The organism is Pantoea sp. SOD02, assembly GCF_024707505.1.
Taxonomy (GTDB): domain Bacteria; phylum Pseudomonadota; class Gammaproteobacteria; order Enterobacterales; family Enterobacteriaceae; genus Pantoea; species Pantoea symbiotica.
In genome coordinates, this window is sequence record NZ_CP102604.1 from 2,672,318 (window position 1) to 2,692,236 (window position 19,919).

Sequence of the window (19,919 nt, forward strand, 5' to 3'; positions counted from 1 at the left end):
GACGATGACGGAGTTTCTATGTTTAAGAACCTGCGCTGGACCCTCGTACTGCTGTTGTTCCTGGTGTTTATGATCAACTACCTTGATCGTATCGCCCTCTCTCTGACCGTACCGCTGGTGGAAAAAGACCTGATGATCAACGCCGAACAGTTCGGCATGATTTTCGGTAGCTTCTTCTTCGGTTATGCCCTGTTCAACTTCATCGGTGGCTTAGCGACCGATAAATTCGGCCCGACTATCGTTCTCGGCACCGCCGTTGGCATGTGGTCGCTGTTCTGCGGCCTGACCGCTATGGCGACCGGCTTCTGGTCGATGATGATCCTGCGCGTGCTGTTTGGCATGGCAGAAGGCCCAATCTCCGCCTCAGCGAACAAAGCGATTAACGGCTGGTTCCCGAAAAAACAGGCCGCCACCGCGATGGGTTTACTCAGCTCGGGTTCACCGCTGGGTGGCGCCGTTGCCGGTCCGATTGTGGGTTATCTGGCGCTGTCGTTCGGCTGGCGTCCAGCGTTTGTGGTGATCGCCTCGATTGGTTTTGTCTGGCTGGCGCTGTGGTTCTTCTTCGCGTCCGATAACCCGGCGAAAAGTAAGCGCGTATCAGAGGAAGAGCGTGCCCTGGTGGAAAAACTGAAAGCCGAAGAACCGGCTGACGTGATCGACCCAAGCGGCAACGCGCACGGTTTGGGCTTCTATCTGCGCCAGCCAATCATCCTGGTCACCGCCTTTGCTTTCTTCTGCTACAACTACATTCTGTTCTTCTTCCTGAGCTGGTTCCCGGCGTATCTGGTGCAGGCACACGGCCTCGACATCAAAGCGATGAGCATCACCACCATGATCCCGTGGATTGTTGGCTTCGTGGGCCTAGCACTGGGTGGCTGGATCTCCGATAAGATTTTCAACATCACCGGCAAGCTGCTGCTTTCACGAAAAATTGTGCTGGTGGTTTCACTTACCGCCGCCGCGATTTGCGTGGCGCTGGCAGGTACGATAAAAGAGGTCAACTCGGCGGTGATCATGATGTCGATCTCCATCTTCTTCCTCTACATCACCGGCGCGATTTACTGGGCGATCGTGCAGGATGTGGTGCATAAAAGCCGTGTCGGCAGCATCAGTGGCTTTATCCATCTGATTGGTAGCCTGTCAGGCGTAATCGGCCCGGTGGTGACTGGCTTCATCGTGCAGCACTCTGGTAAGTTTGACAGCGCCTTCATCCTCGCGGGTGCGGTTGCTGGCGTCGGTGCGCTGCTGGTGCTGCTGGTAATTCGCGAACCCAAGGCCAACAATAAACCGGTTTCAGTGTAAATCTCATGGGGCGCTGAGCGCCCCATTTGCCAAAAGGAATGATTATGTTAGAGCTTGAACGCCTCCCCGCTGATGTCCAACGTCCCGCTTACGATCGCAGCCAACTGAAAACCCGCATGGTGCACATCGGCTTTGGTGCCTTCCATCGTGCGCATCAGGCGCTGGCAACCGATAAGCTGGCTGCACAAGGCAGCGATTGGGGTTACTGCGAAGTGAATCTCAACAGCGGCACGCTGATTCAGGCGCTACGTCAGCAGGATCTGCTCTATACGCTGACCGAAATGGCCGATGAGAGTTTACACACGCGCGTGATTGGCGTGGTGACGCAAGCGCTGCATGGCAAAGGCGACGGCATTGATTCAGTGATTGAGGCGATGAGCCAGCCGGATGTGGCGATTGTCTCGATGACCGTGACCGAGAAAGGCTATTGCTACATGCCCTCGAGCGGCAAGCTCAATCCCGATCATCCCGATATTGTGCACGACCTCGCGAATCCTACTGAGCCACGCTCACTGCCCGGCCTGATTCTGGCGGCCATTATCCGTCGCCGCGAACGCCATCTGCCGCCGTTTAGCGTGATGTCCTGCGACAACATGCCGGAAAACGGCCATGTCACACGCAACGTGATTACTCAGTTGGCCGAGCGCCACAGCGCTGAACTGGCGGATTATATCCAGACGCACATCACCTTCCCTTCAACTATGGTTGATCGCATCGTCCCGGCAATGACCGATCCGGCATTCGACGCGCTGGCCGAACGTTTAGGCAGCCGCGATCCGGTGGCGGTAGAAGCTGAGCCATTTTTCCAGTGGGTCATTGAAGACAACTTTGTTAACGGACGTCCGGCGTGGGAAAACGCCGGTGCGGAGCTGGTCAGCGATGTGCTGCCGTTCGAAGAGATGAAGTTGCGTATGCTTAACGGCAGCCACTCGTTCCTCGCCTATCTCGGTTTTCTCGCCGGTTATGAGCACATCAGCGATTGCATGGCCGATGCCAGCTATCGTGCGGCGGCGCGTGCATTGATGTTGCAGGATCAGGCACCCACGCTGCGTACGCAGGGCGTCGATCTCGAAGCCTATGCCGATTCCCTGATTGCACGTTACGAGAATCGCGCCATCAAACATCGTACCTATCAAATCGCCACCGATGGCACGCAAAAGCTGCCGCAGCGTCTGCTGGATAGCGCACGCTGGCATCTGCGCAACGGCACTTCATGCGACTTTGTGTTGCTGGGTGTGGCGGGCTGGATGCGCTACGTCAGCGGCGTGGATGAGCAAGGCCAGGCGATTGAGATTCGCGATCCGCTGAAAGATCAGTTGGCAAATATCGTGGCCAACAGTGAGGACGGTGCAGCGCGCGTTAAAGCATTGCTCGGCCTAAACGCGGTGTTCGGCGACGATCTGCAGCAGCAGCCGGCCTTTGTCTCACGCGTGACCGAACTCTATCAGCAGCTGGTGCATCAGGGCGCGCGCGCCACGGTGCAAAGCCTCGTCACACAAGGCTAAGCGCCTGCACAAATGTGTAGCGCAGACGCAGCGTGCTGATTAGACTGAACCTTTCTTAACGGGCTGGCAGATGCCAGCCGTAATACGGATATTGCTGCATGTCGACTGCCTATACCATAACCACCAGCGAACCGGTAAATCAGCAGATCTATCGTTATCTGCGCAAAGATATTGTGACCTGCGTAATTCATCCGGGCTCGCTGCTGTCGGAGAAGGAAGTGTCGGCGCGTTTTAACGTATCGCGTCAGCCGGTACGTGAAGCTTTCATCAAGCTGGCGGAAGCCGGATTGGTGCAGGTGTTACCGCAGCGCGGAACTTTCGTACGCAAAATCTCCGCTCAGCGCGTGGCCGACGGCCGCTTTATCCGTGAAGCAGTAGAGATTGCCGTGGTACGCCGCGCCGCGCAGGAGATTGGTGCCAGCGGATTGATGGCGCTGGAGCATAACCTGCAGCTGCAGCGTCTCGCCGCTGAACGTCATGACAGCCAGGCCTTCTTAGGGCTGGATGATGAGTTTCACCGCCTGATTGCGGAAGGGATTAACTGCCTGCTGGCGTGGGAAACGGTGGAGAACATTAAAGCCACCATGGACCGCGTGCGTTTTCTGACCTTAAGCGAAGTGTCGCCGCCGGAGCGTTTGATTCAGCAGCATGAAGATATTTATAACGCGTTGAAAGCGCATGATGTTGAAGCCGCTGAGAGCGCGATGCGCCGTCATCTGCAGGAGATGATTTTGACCATTACGCCGATTGCCGAGCGTAATAGTGAGTGGTTTGAAGCGCCGTGATTTGAAGAGGTCGCCATAAATGGCGACCCTACGTAGGGTCAGCATTTATGCTGACCTTTTTACATTTAGGCTATGGTCACATCTTTTGACAGATAAACATCCTGCACCGCATTAATCAGCTGCACGCCCTCTTTCAACGTCTTCTTAAACGCCTTGCGCCCCAGAATCAGCCCCATACCGCCAGCACGCTTGTTGATCACCGCCGTACGCACTGACTCCGCGATATCCGTTTCCCCGGCAGATGCGCCACCGGAATTGATCAATCCCGCGCGCCCCATATAGCAGTTCGCTAACTGGTAACGCACCAAATCAATCAGGTTCTCGCTGGTCAGCTTGCTGTAGACGCGCTCATCGGTGTGACCAAACTTCACCGCGTTATAACCGCCGTTATTCTCGGCCATCTTCTGCTTCACGATATCCGCACCAATGGTCGCCGCCAGATGGTTGGCCTGACCGGTTAAATCGGCGCTGGCATGATAATCGACGCCGTCTTTTTTAAACGCATCATTACGCAGATAGGCCCACAGCACCGTCACCATTCCCAGCTCGTGCGCGCGTTCAAAAGCCGCCGAAATCTCTTCAATCTGACGACGCGATTGCTCAGAGCCAAAGTAGATGGTGGCGCCAACCGCCACCGCGCCCAGATTAAAGGCCTGCTCAACGCTGGCGTACAGCGTCTGGTCATATTGCGTCGGATAGCTCAGGGTTTCGTTATGGTTTAGCTTCACCATAAACGGAATGCGGTGCGCATAGCGACGTGAAACTGAGGCCAACACGCCGTAGGTGGATGCCACGCAGTTACAGCCGGCTTCAATCGCCAGCTCAACGATGTTTTTCGGATCGAAATAAGCCGGGTTCGCCGCAAAGGAGGCACCCGCCGAGTGCTCAACGCCCTGATCGACCGGCAGAATCGACAAATAGCCGGTGCCAGCCAAACGTCCGGTGTTGTACAGCGTTTGCATGTTGCGCAGTACGGTGGGAGAACGATTGTTGTCAATCATCACGCGATCAACATAATCCGCGCCTGGTAAATAGAGGCTATCCGCTGGAATGGTCATGCAGCGATGTTGAAGAAGGCTGTCCGCCTCTTTGCCCAATAACTGTACGATGTCCGTCATGTTCGCTCCTGATAAATGGCTGGATTGGAACCGGCCGATGCCGATTCGCCCCCAACAGCCTGGACCGGAAAGCGCCAGGCTGGCAAATTGCTGACTCCATTTTTCAGACGGATGCGCAGTGAAAAAGCGGCAATCTGGCGTTACGCCCTACCACCATTTATGGAAATGGTGCACCGGCCCAATGCCTTTACCGACCTCCAGCGAATCGGCGTGCAGCAGCGCCTGTTGTAGCCAAGCTTTGGCTTCGGCCACCGTTGCCGCCCAATCATCATGACGCGGACGCAACGCTGCCAGCGCCGCAGAGAGCGAGCAACCGGTGCCGTGTGTGTGGCGCGTATTAACACGCGGCGCGGTAAAGCGCTGGCGTCCGTCGCGCGTAATCAGCCAATCCGGACTTTCGGCATCGCTGAGATGTCCGCCCTTCATCAGCACCGCTTCACAGCCGAGATCGAGCAGCGCATCGCCCTGCTGCAACATGGTTTTCTCATCCTGCGCCATCGCGCGTCCCAGCAGCGCAGCGGCTTCCGGCAGGTTTGGCGTGATCAGCGATACCTGCGGCAGCAGCAATTCGCGCACGCTGGCTACGGCATCTGGCGACAGCAGCGCATCGCCGCTTTTGGCTATCATCACCGTATCCAGCACCACAAACGGCAGGCTGGCCCGTTTCAGCCGCTCGGCGACCACCTCGACAATCGCGGTTTCGGACAGCATGCCGATCTTCGCGGCATCGATGCGCACATCATCCAGCACCGAATCGAGCTGTGCGCCGACAAAATCTGGTTCGATGCGATAGACCGATTGCACACCACAGGTGTTTTGCGCCACCAGCGCGGTAATAACGCTGGTGCCATAAGCGCCTAATGCGGAGAAGGCTTTGAGATCGGCCTGAATACCCGCGCCGCCGCTCGGATCGGTACCGGCAATGGTCAATGCGTTGATGCGTTTCATGCTTTCACCTCCAGCGTCCACAACATATCGAGGAAGGCAGCGACAAAGCTGCCCGGCCCTGCGACCTGGCGTGCTGCCAGCTCACCGGCCAACGACATCACGCGGCAAGCCGCAGCCACATGTTGCAGGCGATCGCCTGGCAAGCTGGTGAAGGCCGCCACCACCGCCGACAACGCGCAACCTGTACCAACCACGCGCGTCATTAGCGGGCTGCCGCCGGGAATTGCCAGGGTTTGCGCGCCGTCGGTGACGTAATCGACTTCACCGGTCACTGCCACAATTGTTTTGAAATCACGTGCCAGCTGCTGAGCTGCGCTCAGCGCGGCATCGGCCTGATGCAGGCTGTCCACGCCGCGTCCGCCGGTTGCCTGATGCGCCAGGGCGAGAATTTCTGAAGCGTTACCGCGAATCGCCGACGGTTGCAGGCTCAGCAACTGCTGGCAAAATTCAGTGCGCAGGCTTAATGCGCCGACCGCCACCGGATCCAGCGTCCACGGCGTGCCTGCCGCTTGCGCTGCTTGCACCGCCGCCAGCATCGCATCACGACGATCGCAGGTTAAGGTGCCTACGTTGATCAACACCGCATCGGCAAAACCGGCAAACTGCGCCGCTTCCTCGGGATCGATCACCATCGCGGGTGAGGCTTGCAGTGCCAGCAGCACGTTGGCGGTAAAGGTTTGCACCACGTCATTGGTCATGCAGTGCACCAGCGGCGCTTGCTGACGCAGCAGTTGCAGAGAGTGCGCGAGTTGCGCGGGGGAAAGAAGGTCAGGCTGTTTCATAAGGCTCCCAACCGGCGATCAAGAAGGCGAATGCGGTCAGGCATCTGACTTCCCTACGCTGGCATTATCCAGATCAGGTCAGCGGGTGTATCTCAGCCCTGTATTAGAGGGGCACCCCGAGTCAAAACTACGTTGGCGAGCATAGGGAACAAGCCAGATGAAAGCAAGCTATCGACACTTTACCTGTGGATCTTGCTCGCAAAGTTACATTTTACAGGTTCATCTAACTGATTGAATAAAGTCCTTAAAAACCCTTCTTTTTGCGTGCCATGTCATACTTTGTAATAAATTCCATTGATAATTCGCGTCGCGAAAAAAAGCATCCCCCACAACTTGTTTCATGACGAAACAATACGGATTTATTAATTGTTCATGGAAGCATCACGGAGGATTTGCTATGCGTCGGATTCCACGCGCGCCGCTCTCTGCGGCCATTATCTCTGCCCTGTTTGCCGGTACTTTTGTCCCTGTTCCCTCCGCCCACGCCACGGGTTTTGTCGAAGATTCCACACTCTCTGGCAACCTGTTTTACTGGCAACGCCAGCGCGATCGTAAAGAGATGGATCCGCAAAAAGGCGCGTACGGTCAGTACGATGCCAATCTGCATCACGCCTCTGCTAACGCCAATCTCGACTTCTCATCCGGTTATGCCGGTGATGTGATTGGCCTCGATCTGGCGGCATTTGGCGCAGTGGAGTTAAGCAATGGCGGCCCGGCAGCACCGAATGAAATTGGTTTCAGCAATGCCCGTACACGCTGGGACGAGGACTGGAGCGGAGATAAGAGCGGCTTAAGTCTTTATAAAGCGGCGATCAAGGCAAAATGGCAGGATAACTGGCTGCGCGCAGGCTATCTGCAACCCAGCGGACAGACGCTGCTGGCACCGCACTGGAGTTTCCTGCCCGGCACCTATCGCGGCGTTGAAGCAGGCACCGTCTTCGATTTCAGCGATGCGGGCGCCCTTTCCGTCTCCTGGATGTGGACGGACGAATACAAAGCGCCGTGGTATCGCGACATGTACAACTTCCGCAAAGCCGATGGCGTGACGGAGATTCCGTGGCTGCAATCCTTTGGTGCCAAATACGATTTCAAAAACTCGCTGGTGCTGGAAGGCGCATACGGCCAGGCGGCAAATTACATGGATCAGTATTTTGCCAAAGCCTCTTATCAGTTGCCGCTGGCCGATGCGCCATTGCGCACCAGCTATCAGTTTTACGGCGCGAAAGATCGTGACAACAGCGGCGTGGGCCAGGTCAACGATGTTTACGATGGCCTCGCCTGGCTGCAGGCGCTGACCTTCGGCTACACGATGGGCGCGTTCGATTTCCGTCTCGAAGGCACATGGGTAAAAGCCGAAGGTAATCAGGGCTTCTTCCTGCAGCGTATGACGCCGTCCTATGCCAGCTCGAATGGCCGCATGGATGTGTGGTGGGATTCCCGCTCTGACTGGAACGCCAACGGTGAGAAAGCGTTATTCGCCGGTGTGATGGTCGATCTTGGGCACTGGCAATTACCCGGCTGGCAAGTCGGTACGTCGTACGCTTACGGCTGGGACGCTAAGCCTTCCACTAATCCGATTTACGACCAAAACCAGCGCCTGAAAGAGTCGGCGTGGAGCATGGACCTGGTTTACACCATCCAGCAAGGCCGCGCCAAAGACACGCAATTCAAACTGCACTACACCCGCTACGACAATCACAGCGATCTTCCCAGCTACAGCGGCGGTTACGGCAACATCTTCCAGGACGAGAAAGACATCAAATTTATGGTCGTCGCGCCATTCACCCTGTTTTGACCCCGATCTGGCAGGAGCCAGAGACTTACCTCCGTGGAGAAGGATAACAACATGAAAAAATTAAAAATCAGTTTACTGGCGCTGAGCGTGATGGGCCTTGCCGCCTGCAGTTCATCCCCGCGCAGTAATCAGCAGGTCGTCGACCAAATCAGCCAGTTCGGCGTGCAGTATCAGGTCACTGACAATCAGGCTGCCGATCACGGCGTGAATTGCGCGAAACTCGGTGCCGATTGGGCATCCTGCAATACCGCCACCATTACGCTGACCAACAACGGCCCGGCGCTCACCAGCAAAAACTGGGCGATCTACATGAGCAACGTGCACGAAACGCTGCGGGTCGATAACGATCAGTTCAAAATGACGCACATCGTCGGCGATCTCACCCGCCTGGAACCGACGGAAAAATTCAAAGGTATCGCGGCTGGCGAGTCGATTGAGATCCCGATCGTCAATGAATACTGGCAGCTGTTTATCACTGACGTGATGCCGCGCTGGTACGTCACCGCCGCCAATGCCTCGCCAAAAATCATCACCAGCACCGATACCGAAAACCTCAGCGACTTCGTTAAGCCGTTTGGTGACCAATGGAAGCGCATTGCCGACGATAAAAACGTGCTGATGCTGCCGCAAAGTCGCTTCACCAGGAATGCCGATGTGGCGCAGCTGCCGGCTAGTGCACTACGCGGACAAATCACCCCAACGCCGCGCACGGTGAAAGTTCATGCTGCCGATGTCGATCTGAGCCGTGGCGTCACTTTGCATCTGGATGTATTGGCGAACAATCAAGCCGATGCGGTTAAGCAGCGCTTCGATTTGATGGGGCTCAAACAGCAGTCAGCGGGTTATGCCGTGCATACTCGTATCGCTGTTAATCATTTCCGTGGCGCAGATGCGGTTTCTGGTGCTTATGAACTGCGCATCACGCCACGCGGCACCGATATCATTGGTTACGACCAGGCGGGCGTCTATTACGGCTTGATGTCGTTACTCTCGCTGGTGCCCGCTGAGGGCAAACCGATTATCGCCACGCTTGAAGCCAAAGATGCCCCGCGCTTTGCCTATCGCGGCGCCTTCCTCGATGTGGCGCGTAACTTCCACAGCAAGCAAGCGGTGCTGCGCATGCTCGATCAGATGGCGGCGTGGAAGATGAATAAATTCCACTTCCACCTGACCGATGATGAAGCCTGGCGCATTGAAATTCCCGGTCTGCCAGAGTTGACCGATGTGGGCAGCAAGCGCTGTCACGATCTCACCGAGCAGCAATGTCTGCTGCCGCAATTGGGTTCTGGTCCGTTCACGGATAACAACGGAACCGGGCATTTCAGCCGCGCCGATTATATTGAGATCGTCAAATACGCGCAGGCGCGCAATATCGAAGTGATCCCAGAGATCGATATGCCTGCGCACGCGCGTGCTGCGGTGATTTCGATGGAAGCGCGTTATCAGCAATACATGAAGGCGGGTAAACCGCAGCAGGCCAGTGAATATCGTCTGGTGGATCCAACCGATACCTCGAATACCCGTTCCGTACAGTTATACGACCGCACCAGCTATCTCAATCCTTGCCTTGATTCCTCAAAGCGCTTTGTCGATAAAGTGATTGGTGAAGTGCAGGCGATGCACCGTGAAGCGGGCCAACCGTTGACCACCTGGCACTTTGGCGGTGATGAAGCGAAAAATATCCGCCTCGGAACCGGCTACAGCGATGTTAAGAACCCGAAAGCGGGAACGGGCATTTTAGACCAAAGCAAAGAAGACAAACCTTGGGCAAAATCTCAGGTCTGCCAGGCGGTAGTGAAGTCCGGCAAGGTTGAAGATCTGGAGCATTTACCAAGCCACTTCGCGCTGGAAGTGAGCAAAATGGTGAAAGCGCACGGCATTCCGGTAATGCAGGCCTGGCAAGATGGGCTGAAAGATGCAGCCGACGCGCACGCCTTCGCCACCTCGCGCGTACGCGTTAACTTCTGGGACACGCTCTATTGGGGCGGCTTTGACACCGCTAACGACTGGACGATGAAAGATTATGAAGTGGTGATCTCGAATCCGGATTACGTCTATATGGACTTCCCGTACGAAGTGAACCCTAACGAGCGCGGCTATTACTGGGGAACGCGTTTTAGCGATGAGCGCAAGATGTTTGGCTTCGCACCGGACAACCTGCCGCAGAACGCGGAAACCTCGGTAGATCGCGATGGCAAAACCTTTGATGCCACCTCGAATAAGCCGTGGTCGGGCGCATACGGTATTTCGGTACAGTTGTGGAGTGAAACCACGCGTACCGATCAGCAGATGGATTACATGGTGTTCCCACGCCTGCTGTCGGTGGCTGAACGTGGCTGGCACCGCGCGGAGTGGGAGCTGGATTATCAACAGGGCCGCACTTTCAAAGGCGGCGAAACCCACTTCGTTAACCAGCAACAGCGCAATCAGGACTGGCAGCGTTTCGCCAACCTGTTAGGCCAGCGTGAATTGGGCAAGATGGATAAAGCCGGTATTCACTATCGTCTGCCGGTGCCGGGCGCGCGCGTGGAGAATGGCACGCTGACCATGAACATTGCGCTGCCAGGACTGCCGCTGGAGTACAGCGTGGATAACGGGAAAAACTGGCAACGTTATCTGCCGCATGCCAAACCGACCATCATCGCCGCCGATAAAGTCTGGGTGCGTAGCGTGAGTCCGGATGGCAAACGTTTCAGCCGCGCAGAAGCACTTTAAACCTGATTCGCCCCTCGCTGGAGTGCAAGGGGCGGAAACTGACAAGGATGTCGATGAAACACTCAACTTTCTCTTTTTATGTTGTTGCGCTGGGCGCCGGTTTAAGCGGCGCCCTGTTCATTCCGACACTCAGTTTGTTTCTGGCGAATGAACTTAATGTGGCAGCCTGGAAGATCGGTGCCTTTTACAGCGTTAATGCGCTCAGCAGTATTGCTATTAGTCTGTTCATTGCTCGTTATTCCGATCGTATAAAGCAGCGCCGGCCTCTGTTACTGTTTTGTTTATTCTCGCTCGCGCTTAATTCACTGCTGTTTATCTTCTGCCGTCATTATCTGTTGCTGATAACACTCGGCTCATTACTTAGCGCCTGTGGCAGCGCGGCGGTGCCCCAGTTGTTCGCGCTTGCACGGCAAACCCGGAGCGACAATACGTTCAGCGCTATCTTACGCGCCCAATTTTCGCTGGCGTGGGTATTTGGCCCGCCTCTGGCATTCTGGATCATTCATTTGGCCGGCTTCGCCTGGCTTTATTCCATCATGTCCGGCTTATTACTCAGCGTTACGCTTCTGGCGCTTACCTTGCCGCCGGGCAATCAAACAGTTGTCGCTAAGCCTGCACAGCCAGATGATCAGCAACCGCTGGGACAAAACCTGACGTTGCTGATGCTCGCCACCTTGCTGGTGTGGAGCTGCAGCTCACTCTATCTGATTGGCTTTCCTCTGCATCTGGCGCAGCAGCCCACGCTTTCCGCTGAATGGACCGGCGTTATGTTTGGACTCGCCGCAGCGCTGGAAATCCCGATCATGCTGCTCAGCGCCAGAATGCTCAAGCGCTGGGGCAAGCAATCACAAATGCAGGCTGCCATGCTGTGCGGCATCATTTTCTATGCCGGTATTTTCTTCAGCAATGGGTTTATTCCATTGATGATACTGCAATTTTTCAATGCCATTTTTATCGCCATCATCGCTACCGTTGGGCTGTTCTGGTTCCAGGACTTACTGCAACATCGTCAAGGTATGGCGGCAACGCTGTATACCAATTCGATGTCCATCGGCGTGCTGATTGCTGGCGTATTACAGGGAATTCTCACCACAGTCTCACCGCTAGCCATCTGGCCAGCGGCCTGTGTGCTGTTGGTGATGTCATTACTACTGATAACAAAGGTCGACAATGTTTAAAAAACCTCATTCGTCGCGCATCGCTGCGCGCATCAAAACACATGGAGTGTACGCAAATGAATGTCTTAATTACGGGTGGCGCGGGCTATATTGGTTCGCACATTGCCCTTAGCCTGCTGCAGCAAAATCATCATGTGATTGTGCTGGATAATTTGTGCAATAGCTCGCCAATAGCCTTAACGCGCGTTGAAGCATTGAGCGGAAAGAAAATCACTTTTCATCAGGGCGATATTCGCCGCCGTGCCGATTTAAATCAGGTTTTTAATCAGCAGCCGATCGATGCCGTGATTCATATGGCGGGTTTGAAATCGGTGAATGAATCGCTGCAAAAGCCGGTGAAATATTATCAGAATAATATTGCGGGAACGCTGATGTTGCTGGAAATCATGAAACAGCATCAGGTTAATAAACTTATATTTAGTTCATCTGCCACGGTTTATGGCATCCCGGAAAAAATTCCACTGTGCGAAAACTGCGATACCGGTAATACCACCAATCCTTATGGCGCTTCCAAATATATGGTTGAGAAAATAATGGGTGAAGTGGTTGATGCACAACCTGACTTAGCCATTACCGCACTGCGTTATTTTAATCCCGCCGGGGCGCATCCCTCCGGCCAGATTGGTGAGCACCCTGAAGGTATTCCCAACAATTTGCTGCCCTATCTGTTTCAGGTTGCCAATGGACAAAGAGGCAATCTGCCGGTATTTGGAGATGACTATGCAACACCGGATGGCACCGGCGTGCGCGATTACATTCATGTGATGGATCTCGCCGAGGGCCATATTCAGGCGCTGAATCATCTCAAGCCAGGCTATCGTCATTACAATCTGGGCACCGGACAAGGCTACTCGGTGCTGGAAATCGTGCAGATGTTTGAACAGGTGAGCGGTAAACAGGTTCCTGTCGATATGCGCGCACGCCGTCCTGGCGATGTCGCTATCTGCTTATCCGATCCCGGGCAGGCGAAAAAAGAACTTGGCTGGCAGGCAACGCGCGGCCTCGAAGCCATGCTGCGCGATGCGTGGCGCTGGCATACGCAGAATCCGCAGGGTTATGTTGCACAACCGGCTGGGAACGAAACCTTATGATGACGCGCGAAACGTTTTTACAGCTCTATGAACGCCAGCTCGCCGCGCTGAAAAAAGGCTTCACCGCGCCTGCTACAGCAGACTGGCAGCAAGCGTTCAGCCAGTTTAAGCAGTGGCGGCAACAGCATCAGCCACAGGATGTCGCAGTAGCCGATTTCTCTTCGATGTTTGCGGTGCCCACCAGTCGGCTGACGGGAAGCGAGTGTATGTTGCATCGCGTCTGGCTCGGCGGATCAACGCCACTCAACGTCAACCGCACCCTCGCCCAGTGGCAGCGTGCGATTGAAGCCAGCCACAGTGATTTTCAGCAAACGCTATGGGTGTGGGATGCGCAACAGCTGGCGGCTGATAACCGTTTTGTCGCTCAGCAGGCAGATAGTGCATTACAGCTGGGCACGCTGTTTCTGCCTGATGCGCTGGTACAGGTGAACAGCCTGAGCGCACTGATGAACGCCTTTGACTGCGCGCTGGCCGACGTATTACAGCAGCTGCACGACAAACGCTATTACGCCACGCTTTCTGACTTCTTCCGATTGGCCATTCTCACCGAATGCGGCGGCGTTTACCTGGATGCCGATACGATCCCCGCTCAACCCGCCACGCTGTTTCTTTGTCAGCCCGAGCTGCCTGATTTTCCTGGCGAGCAGCAGCAGATTAGCTGGCTAAATTTATTCACTGATGAAACCGGCATGATCATCAGCCATCAAAACAATCCAGTATTGCAGGATTTACAGCGGCGGCTCAGTGAGGTTTATCGTGGCTGGCCTCAGCCGATTGCAGCTAAAACGCCTGATAGTGAACGCGCCATCTTCGAACCGTTTTATCAATTATGGTGCGAACAATTACAGGTCACGCAGCTTAGCCATCAGGACTTTAGCTGTTTTGCCGTATGCGGCTTTGATGCGCCAACGCCACGTGTTTGCGGCATTAAAGGGATGCGCTTACAGGAAGATATTTTAAGTGGTGAACGTCGGCCGTTAAGTGTTGATGAACAGCATTATTATCAACAAACCGTGAATCAACTTTCGCAACGAGACTGGCAGCTTAGCGATCCATTGCAATTGGGTGAACTGGTGCCTTTATTTGCCGAGCAGGAAATTTTACAGATTGCCTATGCCCCGCAGCTGCGCGCTGAAATCCCCTATTACCACTATTACGGCGTGCTTTGTCAGGATCCGCAACTCGATAAAGTGAACGAGTTATTTTGCGATTACCTGATTGCATCAATCGATAAGAAGATATTAGACGGTGGTTTCTGGCAGCCAGTTTATCGGCCTAAATCTTCAGCGCTTATCTTTAAACCGGGCGTTATTTCTGACCAATATGAACAACGCCGCATGGCGCAGTTAATCTTCAGCACCAGCTATCTGGAATACTGCTCAGTCGATAATATTTATGCCGCCGACTTAACCACTTTACAGCTGCGACAAAATATCCAACCGTTCCTGCAGCAGATCTCGGTGATGTATAACCCGCAGGGAAAAATGATTGGATTCCTCAATGCGGCATCGATTAAGGAATATGATCAGATCAAAGTTGAATACGGCTATCGCAAAGAGGTACGTGCTCTTGATGAGGCTTACGACGACTTTGTTAATCAATACAGCCAGCCAGATGACTACTTCATCTGCAGCGTAGCCTTCTTGCCCGAGGAACAGGGGAAAGGCTGCTTCAATCAAGTTCTGTCACGCATGATTGAGCAGGCTAAACAGCAAAAATTGCGCCGCATCACGTTGTGTGTCTGGCAATCTAACCCGGCTTATACGATCTATCGCAAGAAAGGGTTTACCGTGATAGACAGGATGAAACAGGAGGTTGCGCGGTTTAATGACGAAATCGTATTTATGGCATTGACGCTTTAATCTTACTGAGATCAAATTATCCGGTGCGAACGGTTATTCAATTCGCACCGGAAGCGTTGGAAATTGAGATAAACAAGCAAAGTCTTAAAGAGTTGGTTGCACCTTGATGCTTATCAACTTTATCACACCAGAAAAAAGGCCTAATTGCGCTCCGGAATTGAAAAAAATCACCATCTCCGGAAGCGATAATGAAATTATTCAGCTTTATTCCACACGCACATCGTTGGCATAACATCTCTATCACGCGCAAAGGCGCAATATCACCTTCTGGCCGCATCTGTCTTGCCACTTACGTTCAGGCGCAATGTAAAGGCTGTGAAGAGCAACTGCATAAAATCTATTATCGTGATATTACTGATGCGGAAGCGCTACGCTGGCTGGCTTAGCCTTAAACTCCATCAAAAAAACAACAATAATGTATTTTTTATTGTGGAGCGACTAAATAAAAATGTTTTTACTAAATCGAAACTGTAGGTCATGCGTTATAGTTTATTCAGATCTAATCTAAAAATGTCGTGTTCCTGCTGCAAGCCTAGCTTACGCATTGCAGCACGCTTCTGAGTGCTAATAGTCTTAACACTTCGGTTTAACCTTAGTGCGATTTGAGAAACGTTTAAACCCGCATGTAGATACTCAAGCACCGTTATTTCTTTAGCCGTCAAACGCTGACACATTAATGATTCAGGATTACTCAGTGTGAGCATTGATGCACTTTCACTTTCTTTTCTCAGCAAAGCAACTCGATTAACATGCTGTAATCCAGCCAGAATATGATCTGATTCCTGAGTCTTGCAAAAATAACCCTGAACCTTTGGCGCCAATGAATTACTTAATATTTTATGAGAAGGACAATCCCCTAAAGTAACAAGCGACATATGCTTATGCTCTGCATTCAAACGATTAATGACAGATACCAGGTTAGCGTCATTTTCCGGTCTGGAGCAATCAATGATTGCCATATCTGCTGAAACCAGGCTCAGTGAAAAGAAAAGCTCACGACTATTTAGGCAGCAGTCAGATACAACAAAGCTTGTCTCACTTTCAATAATTCGTTTCAGCCCAAATAAGAAAAGAGGATGATCATCCAAAATAATAATTCGGGTGTGCGTCATATTTAACCTTCAGTTTAATTTAAATCACTATCACAGCTAAGTTACTGAATGCTGATGGTGTAAGTAGCAACTGCATTGAAAGCCCCATTATCTGTATGCTTACCTGCCGGCATATACCGTAACCACCAATAGAAAGTTTCCACAAAATGGCTTTTATCACTACCATGATCGGCGTCATAGTTCATGGGGACTTTTTCACCGAATTTAAGCCAGTTTAATTCTTCACGTTGAGTTGAATAGCGAATAGCCAAATCATCGATTGAGGTAGCCAGTGCCGTCGTATCACCACTATGCAGTTCACCCGCAGTGAAAGTAATTGCTACGTTATAGTTATTGCTTGCACTATCGCGCAATGGTGAGCAGGCTACTTCGATCCGTGTTGCCGCCATCGATCCCAGTGTTATCTCTTTTGTTCCGGCTGGTGGTCGATGAACATTGCCAAACATCACCTGGCGATCACCGCCACCTACCAGCGTACAGCTGGCTTCTGTCGCAATTACTGGTGCTAGCAAGCCACTATTCATGATATCGATGGATTGCTGATTGATGCCCTCCCCGCCCAACATGACTGCTCCACCGTTCTCCAGCCGCAGCGATCTGTGTGACTCGATAGGCGTGTTATGGCTGATCTTAATCAGCTGCGCTTTCAGTGAAAACGTAAACTGTCGTTTCTCTTCACCTTCCCGGCTGATTCGACAGCCAGCAGCATTTCCGGCACGTATGGTACCCATGCCCTGGCACTGTGAACCCGCGCTTTGCGCTTCTGTCATTAATCGCACGCCTATGCCTGGAACATTGGTGGCCAGAATATCCTGCCCCGGTCCCTTCCAGGCGAGCGTGCCGCTATCCTTTACGCCGAAAGAGACTTGCTGGGCAATTGGGCCCTCACACTGTACACCCACGGTTATCAGTGAAAGCGAGGTTTCGCCGACCTCACTGTATAGCGGAGTTGCTGCAGGAATTTTAACTACGCTGTTCATCGGTTGCTGACGGTTTTCGGTGTAGCTGCAACCTGCTGGCAAATCGGGTAACGTTAAAGTTTGTGCTAACAGTGGCGAGCTCCATAAAACGATGTTTATTATGGCCACGCTGGTCAGAAGCACAGGACACGAAGCAAATTTTCTGGTCATACGATGTTCCTGTTAATTGCGCTGGCAGAGGTTTTGCACCTGCAGCGGAACGCCCTCAATTTGGCTGTCGCTGGCAGATTTAAGGTCAAATGGCGCCAGACACTGCTTGTCACTGCCTCTGCCCCACTGCACGCTCAACTTGCCTTTATCTGGCATACCGGAGATGTAGAGCTGGCCTTCATCCCCCACAATGCCAGTGATCGGATCTGCGTTTTTTTCATCCATCAACGTGGCGGTGGCACCGAATGGCACATATCCACCGCTTGCCTGACGCAATGTCATCATCACCTGATGACCACGCTGCGTTGGGAAATCAGCAAGCACCACGGCCCCGCGGGTTGGCGTCACTGAGGTGGAGGTCTGATTCAATGCAACGTTGTGTTTGAGGCCCTTTGGATCAAGTGAGACGCTGGTACGACGATAAGGCGTGGTCCATGGCACCACGGCATAGCCGCGTCCGTCGGTTTTCAGGTTGGTTTGGCTGTTGACAGCAATGTTGGCAGCACCCGGCGCACGCACCAGTGTCACTGTATCGCCAAGATCCTGTGCTAGCGTCACGCCATAAGGATGCGCAACGATACCGCCACTCACGCCGTAGTTAATCTGCTGTTGAGTGTTACTGCGGTTATAGCCGGCAGACACGATGCCTTTGCTGCCACGATAGCTAGCGGCAAGGTTGCTGCTGTCGTTGTCTTTACCGATTGTCTGGCTCAGGTTGTAATTCAGCGCATTGCCTTCAAAGGCACTACCGCTCAGTCCCGCCTGTTGCGTGGTGCCTTGCCCTTTGCTTTGCACCATGCCGTAGTTGAGTCGCATGCTACTCAGCGCAGAATATCTGTCACCACCCGCCAGCCAGTTACTGATCGGCACCGAGGCGGTTAATGCCATCCGGCGATCCTCGCGACCGCTGTCGGTATCTTGCGACTGGCTGAGGTTAATGCCGTAATTAACACCCCATAGATTGCTGTTATAACCCAGCGTATAGGTGCGCAGTTCACCGGGCTTATTCCAGTAATCGCGTTGTGAACCGGAGATGTACATCGAACCAAAGTCGCCCAATGACTGGTTAAGCGTGAGCTGAAACTCACCGCGTGGACGATAGTTGCTGTTCATAACTCCGCTGGTGGTATCGGTGAACGCATCCTGTAAGTTGTAGTAGCCTTCTGTCGAGTAGCGATAGGCGGCCAGCGCCACTGAGGTGCCGGTTTCAATCACGCTGCGCGAGTAACGCACGCGATAAGATTGACCCTCGCTCTTCTCGCCGTTCGGCAAGGTGGCATTCGACTGCGTAACATCCGCCGATACCGCACCAAAGCGCCCTAATCCCACACCGACGCCAGCGCTGCCCGACAGATACTGTTTCGCTAACTGAATGCCGCCATATACCGTGATGCTATTCGGCAGACCATAAATCAACGTACCCTGAACGAAACGTGCAGTGCCCTCTTTGATCGCGCCGCTGCTGCTGCGTAGTTTACCCATGACCATTGCGTACTTTAACTGCCCTTCGCGCTGCATTATGGCAATTGAGGAGTACGGTTGAGTGAAGGAGCGCTCACTGCCGTCGTTCTCTTTGACCGTCACCACCAGATCGCCGCTGAGCGATGCCGGATAGAGATCGGTTATTTCAAACGGTCCCGGCGGCACATAAGACTGATAAATTACTCCGCCATTCTGGCGAATAGTAATTTCCGCGCCGGATTCAGAGATGCCACGGATCACCGGAGCAAAGCCGCGCAGGCTGTCCGGCAACATGCTGTCATCCGACAACAGCTGGCCGCCTTGAAATTGCACGCTATCAAATACATCGCCGGGCGTAGTGCTGTCACCAACGATCAGCTGCCCTTTAATCGCATGAATATCACGCTGCAAATAGGTGCTGATAACATTGAAATCAGAGGTTTTATTCCGTGAATCGTTGCGCTGCTGCCAGGTGGCGTAGCTACGTAAGCGCCAGCTCCCCAGATTGAGGCCGCCGCGTAAATTCGCATAAAGCGCATCGCTGTTACTTTGGTAGCCATTTCCGGTGGTGCGAGTCTGGTTACCAGTCAGGTTGTAGCTTAACAGCGCGGCGGGTAATCCCTGATCCCAGCTGGCAGGATCAACTTCACCTTGCGCCCGACGCTGCATCAGCATTTGCGGCATACTAATATTGAGTTTCAGCGTGGCAAATTCGAAATCAATTTGCGCCGAAGGAATAACATTACGGATGTCATTAATTACTTTATCGGCCGGTAAATCAGCCAACTCTTTTACCGCGTTAACGCGCAGACCAAAACTCTCATACTGCTGACGGGTGAATTGTGGCACCAGTTGATTATTTTCATTGCTGATAAACTCAACCGTTTTTTCATCAATGTAAGCATTATTGATGTAAATTCTGACCAGATAGCTTCCCGGCGCCTGCCCACCCGCTTCGAAATGCGATAGATCGGCAATTTCGCCCATTGTAGGATTATCGGTGCCAATCGAAAGCAGTGCTGGGTTAAAATATTCACTGGCAGAAGCGTTCTTGATTCCCACACTAAACAAGCCGCTAATTAACAGCGTATGATAAATGACTGTACTGAGCGTTTTCTTACGAAAAAAAGAGCAT

General features: G+C 53.3%; 15 protein-coding genes and 1 riboswitch. Of the genes, 9 read left to right on the plus strand and 6 right to left on the minus strand.

The window, feature by feature from the left end; all coding sequences use genetic code 11:
- The first annotated feature begins 18 nt into the window (after positions 1-18).
- From NR302_RS12440 to NR302_RS12450, 3 genes are all read left to right on the plus strand, one after another.
- Positions 19-1,302: an MFS transporter gene (locus NR302_RS12440; RefSeq protein WP_258143609.1), complete on the plus strand. Its 1,284-nt coding sequence runs from the start codon at positions 19-21 to the stop codon at positions 1,300-1,302.
- 44 nt (positions 1,303-1,346) lie between these two features.
- Positions 1,347-2,807, plus strand: a complete 1,461-nt coding sequence (locus tag NR302_RS12445) for a mannitol dehydrogenase family protein (protein ID WP_258143610.1) — start codon at positions 1,347-1,349, stop codon at positions 2,805-2,807.
- A 98-nt stretch (positions 2,808-2,905) separates the two neighbouring features.
- Positions 2,906-3,592 (plus strand): GntR family transcriptional regulator, encoded by a 687-nt coding sequence (locus NR302_RS12450; RefSeq protein ID WP_061717765.1) that lies wholly within the window; start codon positions 2,906-2,908, stop codon positions 3,590-3,592.
- A gap of 65 nt (positions 3,593-3,657) precedes the next feature.
- Here the strand turns inward: NR302_RS12450 and fbaB are convergent, their stop codons facing one another.
- The 3 genes from fbaB to thiM all read right to left on the minus strand — a co-directional run bounded on the left by fbaB (position 3,658) and on the right by thiM (position 6,440).
- Positions 3,658-4,710, minus strand: coding sequence for a class I fructose-bisphosphate aldolase (gene fbaB, locus NR302_RS12455; RefSeq protein WP_258143611.1), 1,053 nt, complete (start codon positions 4,708-4,710; stop codon positions 3,658-3,660).
- Between the two features lie 147 nt (positions 4,711-4,857).
- Entirely contained in the window at positions 4,858-5,658 is an 801-nt protein-coding gene (gene thiD / locus NR302_RS12460; protein ID WP_258143612.1) for a bifunctional hydroxymethylpyrimidine kinase/phosphomethylpyrimidine kinase, read from the minus strand.
- Entirely contained in the window at positions 5,655-6,440 is a 786-nt protein-coding gene (gene thiM / locus NR302_RS12465; RefSeq protein WP_258143613.1) for a hydroxyethylthiazole kinase, read from the minus strand. Before thiM ends, thiD begins: the two co-directional genes overlap by 4 nt.
- 33 nt (positions 6,441-6,473) lie before the next feature.
- A riboswitch (TPP riboswitch) is annotated at positions 6,474-6,569 on the minus strand.
- Between the two features lie 268 nt (positions 6,570-6,837).
- Here thiM and NR302_RS12470 point away from each other — a divergent pair.
- From NR302_RS12470 to NR302_RS12495, 6 genes are all read left to right on the plus strand, one after another.
- Positions 6,838-8,235 carry an OprD family porin gene (locus tag NR302_RS12470; RefSeq protein ID WP_258143614.1) on the plus strand — a complete coding sequence of 466 codons (1,398 nt, stop codon included), beginning with the start codon at positions 6,838-6,840 and terminating at the stop codon, positions 8,233-8,235.
- A 51-nt stretch (positions 8,236-8,286) separates the two neighbouring features.
- Entirely contained in the window at positions 8,287-10,950 is a 2,664-nt protein-coding gene (locus NR302_RS12475; RefSeq protein ID WP_258143615.1) for a beta-N-acetylhexosaminidase, read from the plus strand.
- A 53-nt stretch (positions 10,951-11,003) separates the two neighbouring features.
- Positions 11,004-12,128: a sugar efflux transporter gene (locus NR302_RS12480; protein WP_258143616.1), complete on the plus strand. Its 1,125-nt coding sequence runs from the start codon at positions 11,004-11,006 to the stop codon at positions 12,126-12,128.
- A 56-nt stretch (positions 12,129-12,184) separates the two neighbouring features.
- Entirely contained in the window at positions 12,185-13,219 is a 1,035-nt protein-coding gene (galE, locus tag NR302_RS12485) for a UDP-glucose 4-epimerase GalE (RefSeq protein WP_258143617.1), read from the plus strand.
- Positions 13,216-15,081, plus strand: coding sequence for a GNAT family N-acetyltransferase (locus NR302_RS12490; RefSeq protein WP_258143618.1), 1,866 nt, complete (start codon positions 13,216-13,218; stop codon positions 15,079-15,081). Before galE ends, NR302_RS12490 begins: the two co-directional genes overlap by 4 nt.
- 188 nt (positions 15,082-15,269) lie before the next feature.
- The gene (locus NR302_RS12495; protein WP_258143619.1) at positions 15,270-15,467 is read left to right on the plus strand and encodes a hypothetical protein; all 198 of its coding nucleotides are present in this window, start codon (positions 15,270-15,272) and stop codon (positions 15,465-15,467) included.
- 96 nt (positions 15,468-15,563) lie between these two features.
- Here NR302_RS12495 and NR302_RS12500 read toward each other — a convergent pair whose 3' ends face one another.
- The 3 genes from NR302_RS12500 to NR302_RS12510 are packed head-to-tail and all read right to left on the minus strand — an operon-like array spanning position 15,564 to position 19,846.
- On the minus strand, positions 15,564-16,193 hold the full coding sequence (locus NR302_RS12500) for a response regulator transcription factor (protein WP_258143620.1): 630 nt from the start codon (positions 16,191-16,193) through the stop codon (positions 15,564-15,566).
- Between the two features lie 41 nt (positions 16,194-16,234).
- Positions 16,235-17,323, minus strand: a complete 1,089-nt coding sequence (locus tag NR302_RS12505; RefSeq protein ID WP_258143621.1) for a fimbrial protein — start codon at positions 17,321-17,323, stop codon at positions 16,235-16,237.
- Positions 17,324-17,335: 12 nt separating this feature from the next.
- Entirely contained in the window at positions 17,336-19,846 is a 2,511-nt protein-coding gene (locus tag NR302_RS12510) for a fimbria/pilus outer membrane usher protein (RefSeq protein WP_258143622.1), read from the minus strand.
- Between the last annotated feature and the right edge of the window lie 73 nt (positions 19,847-19,919).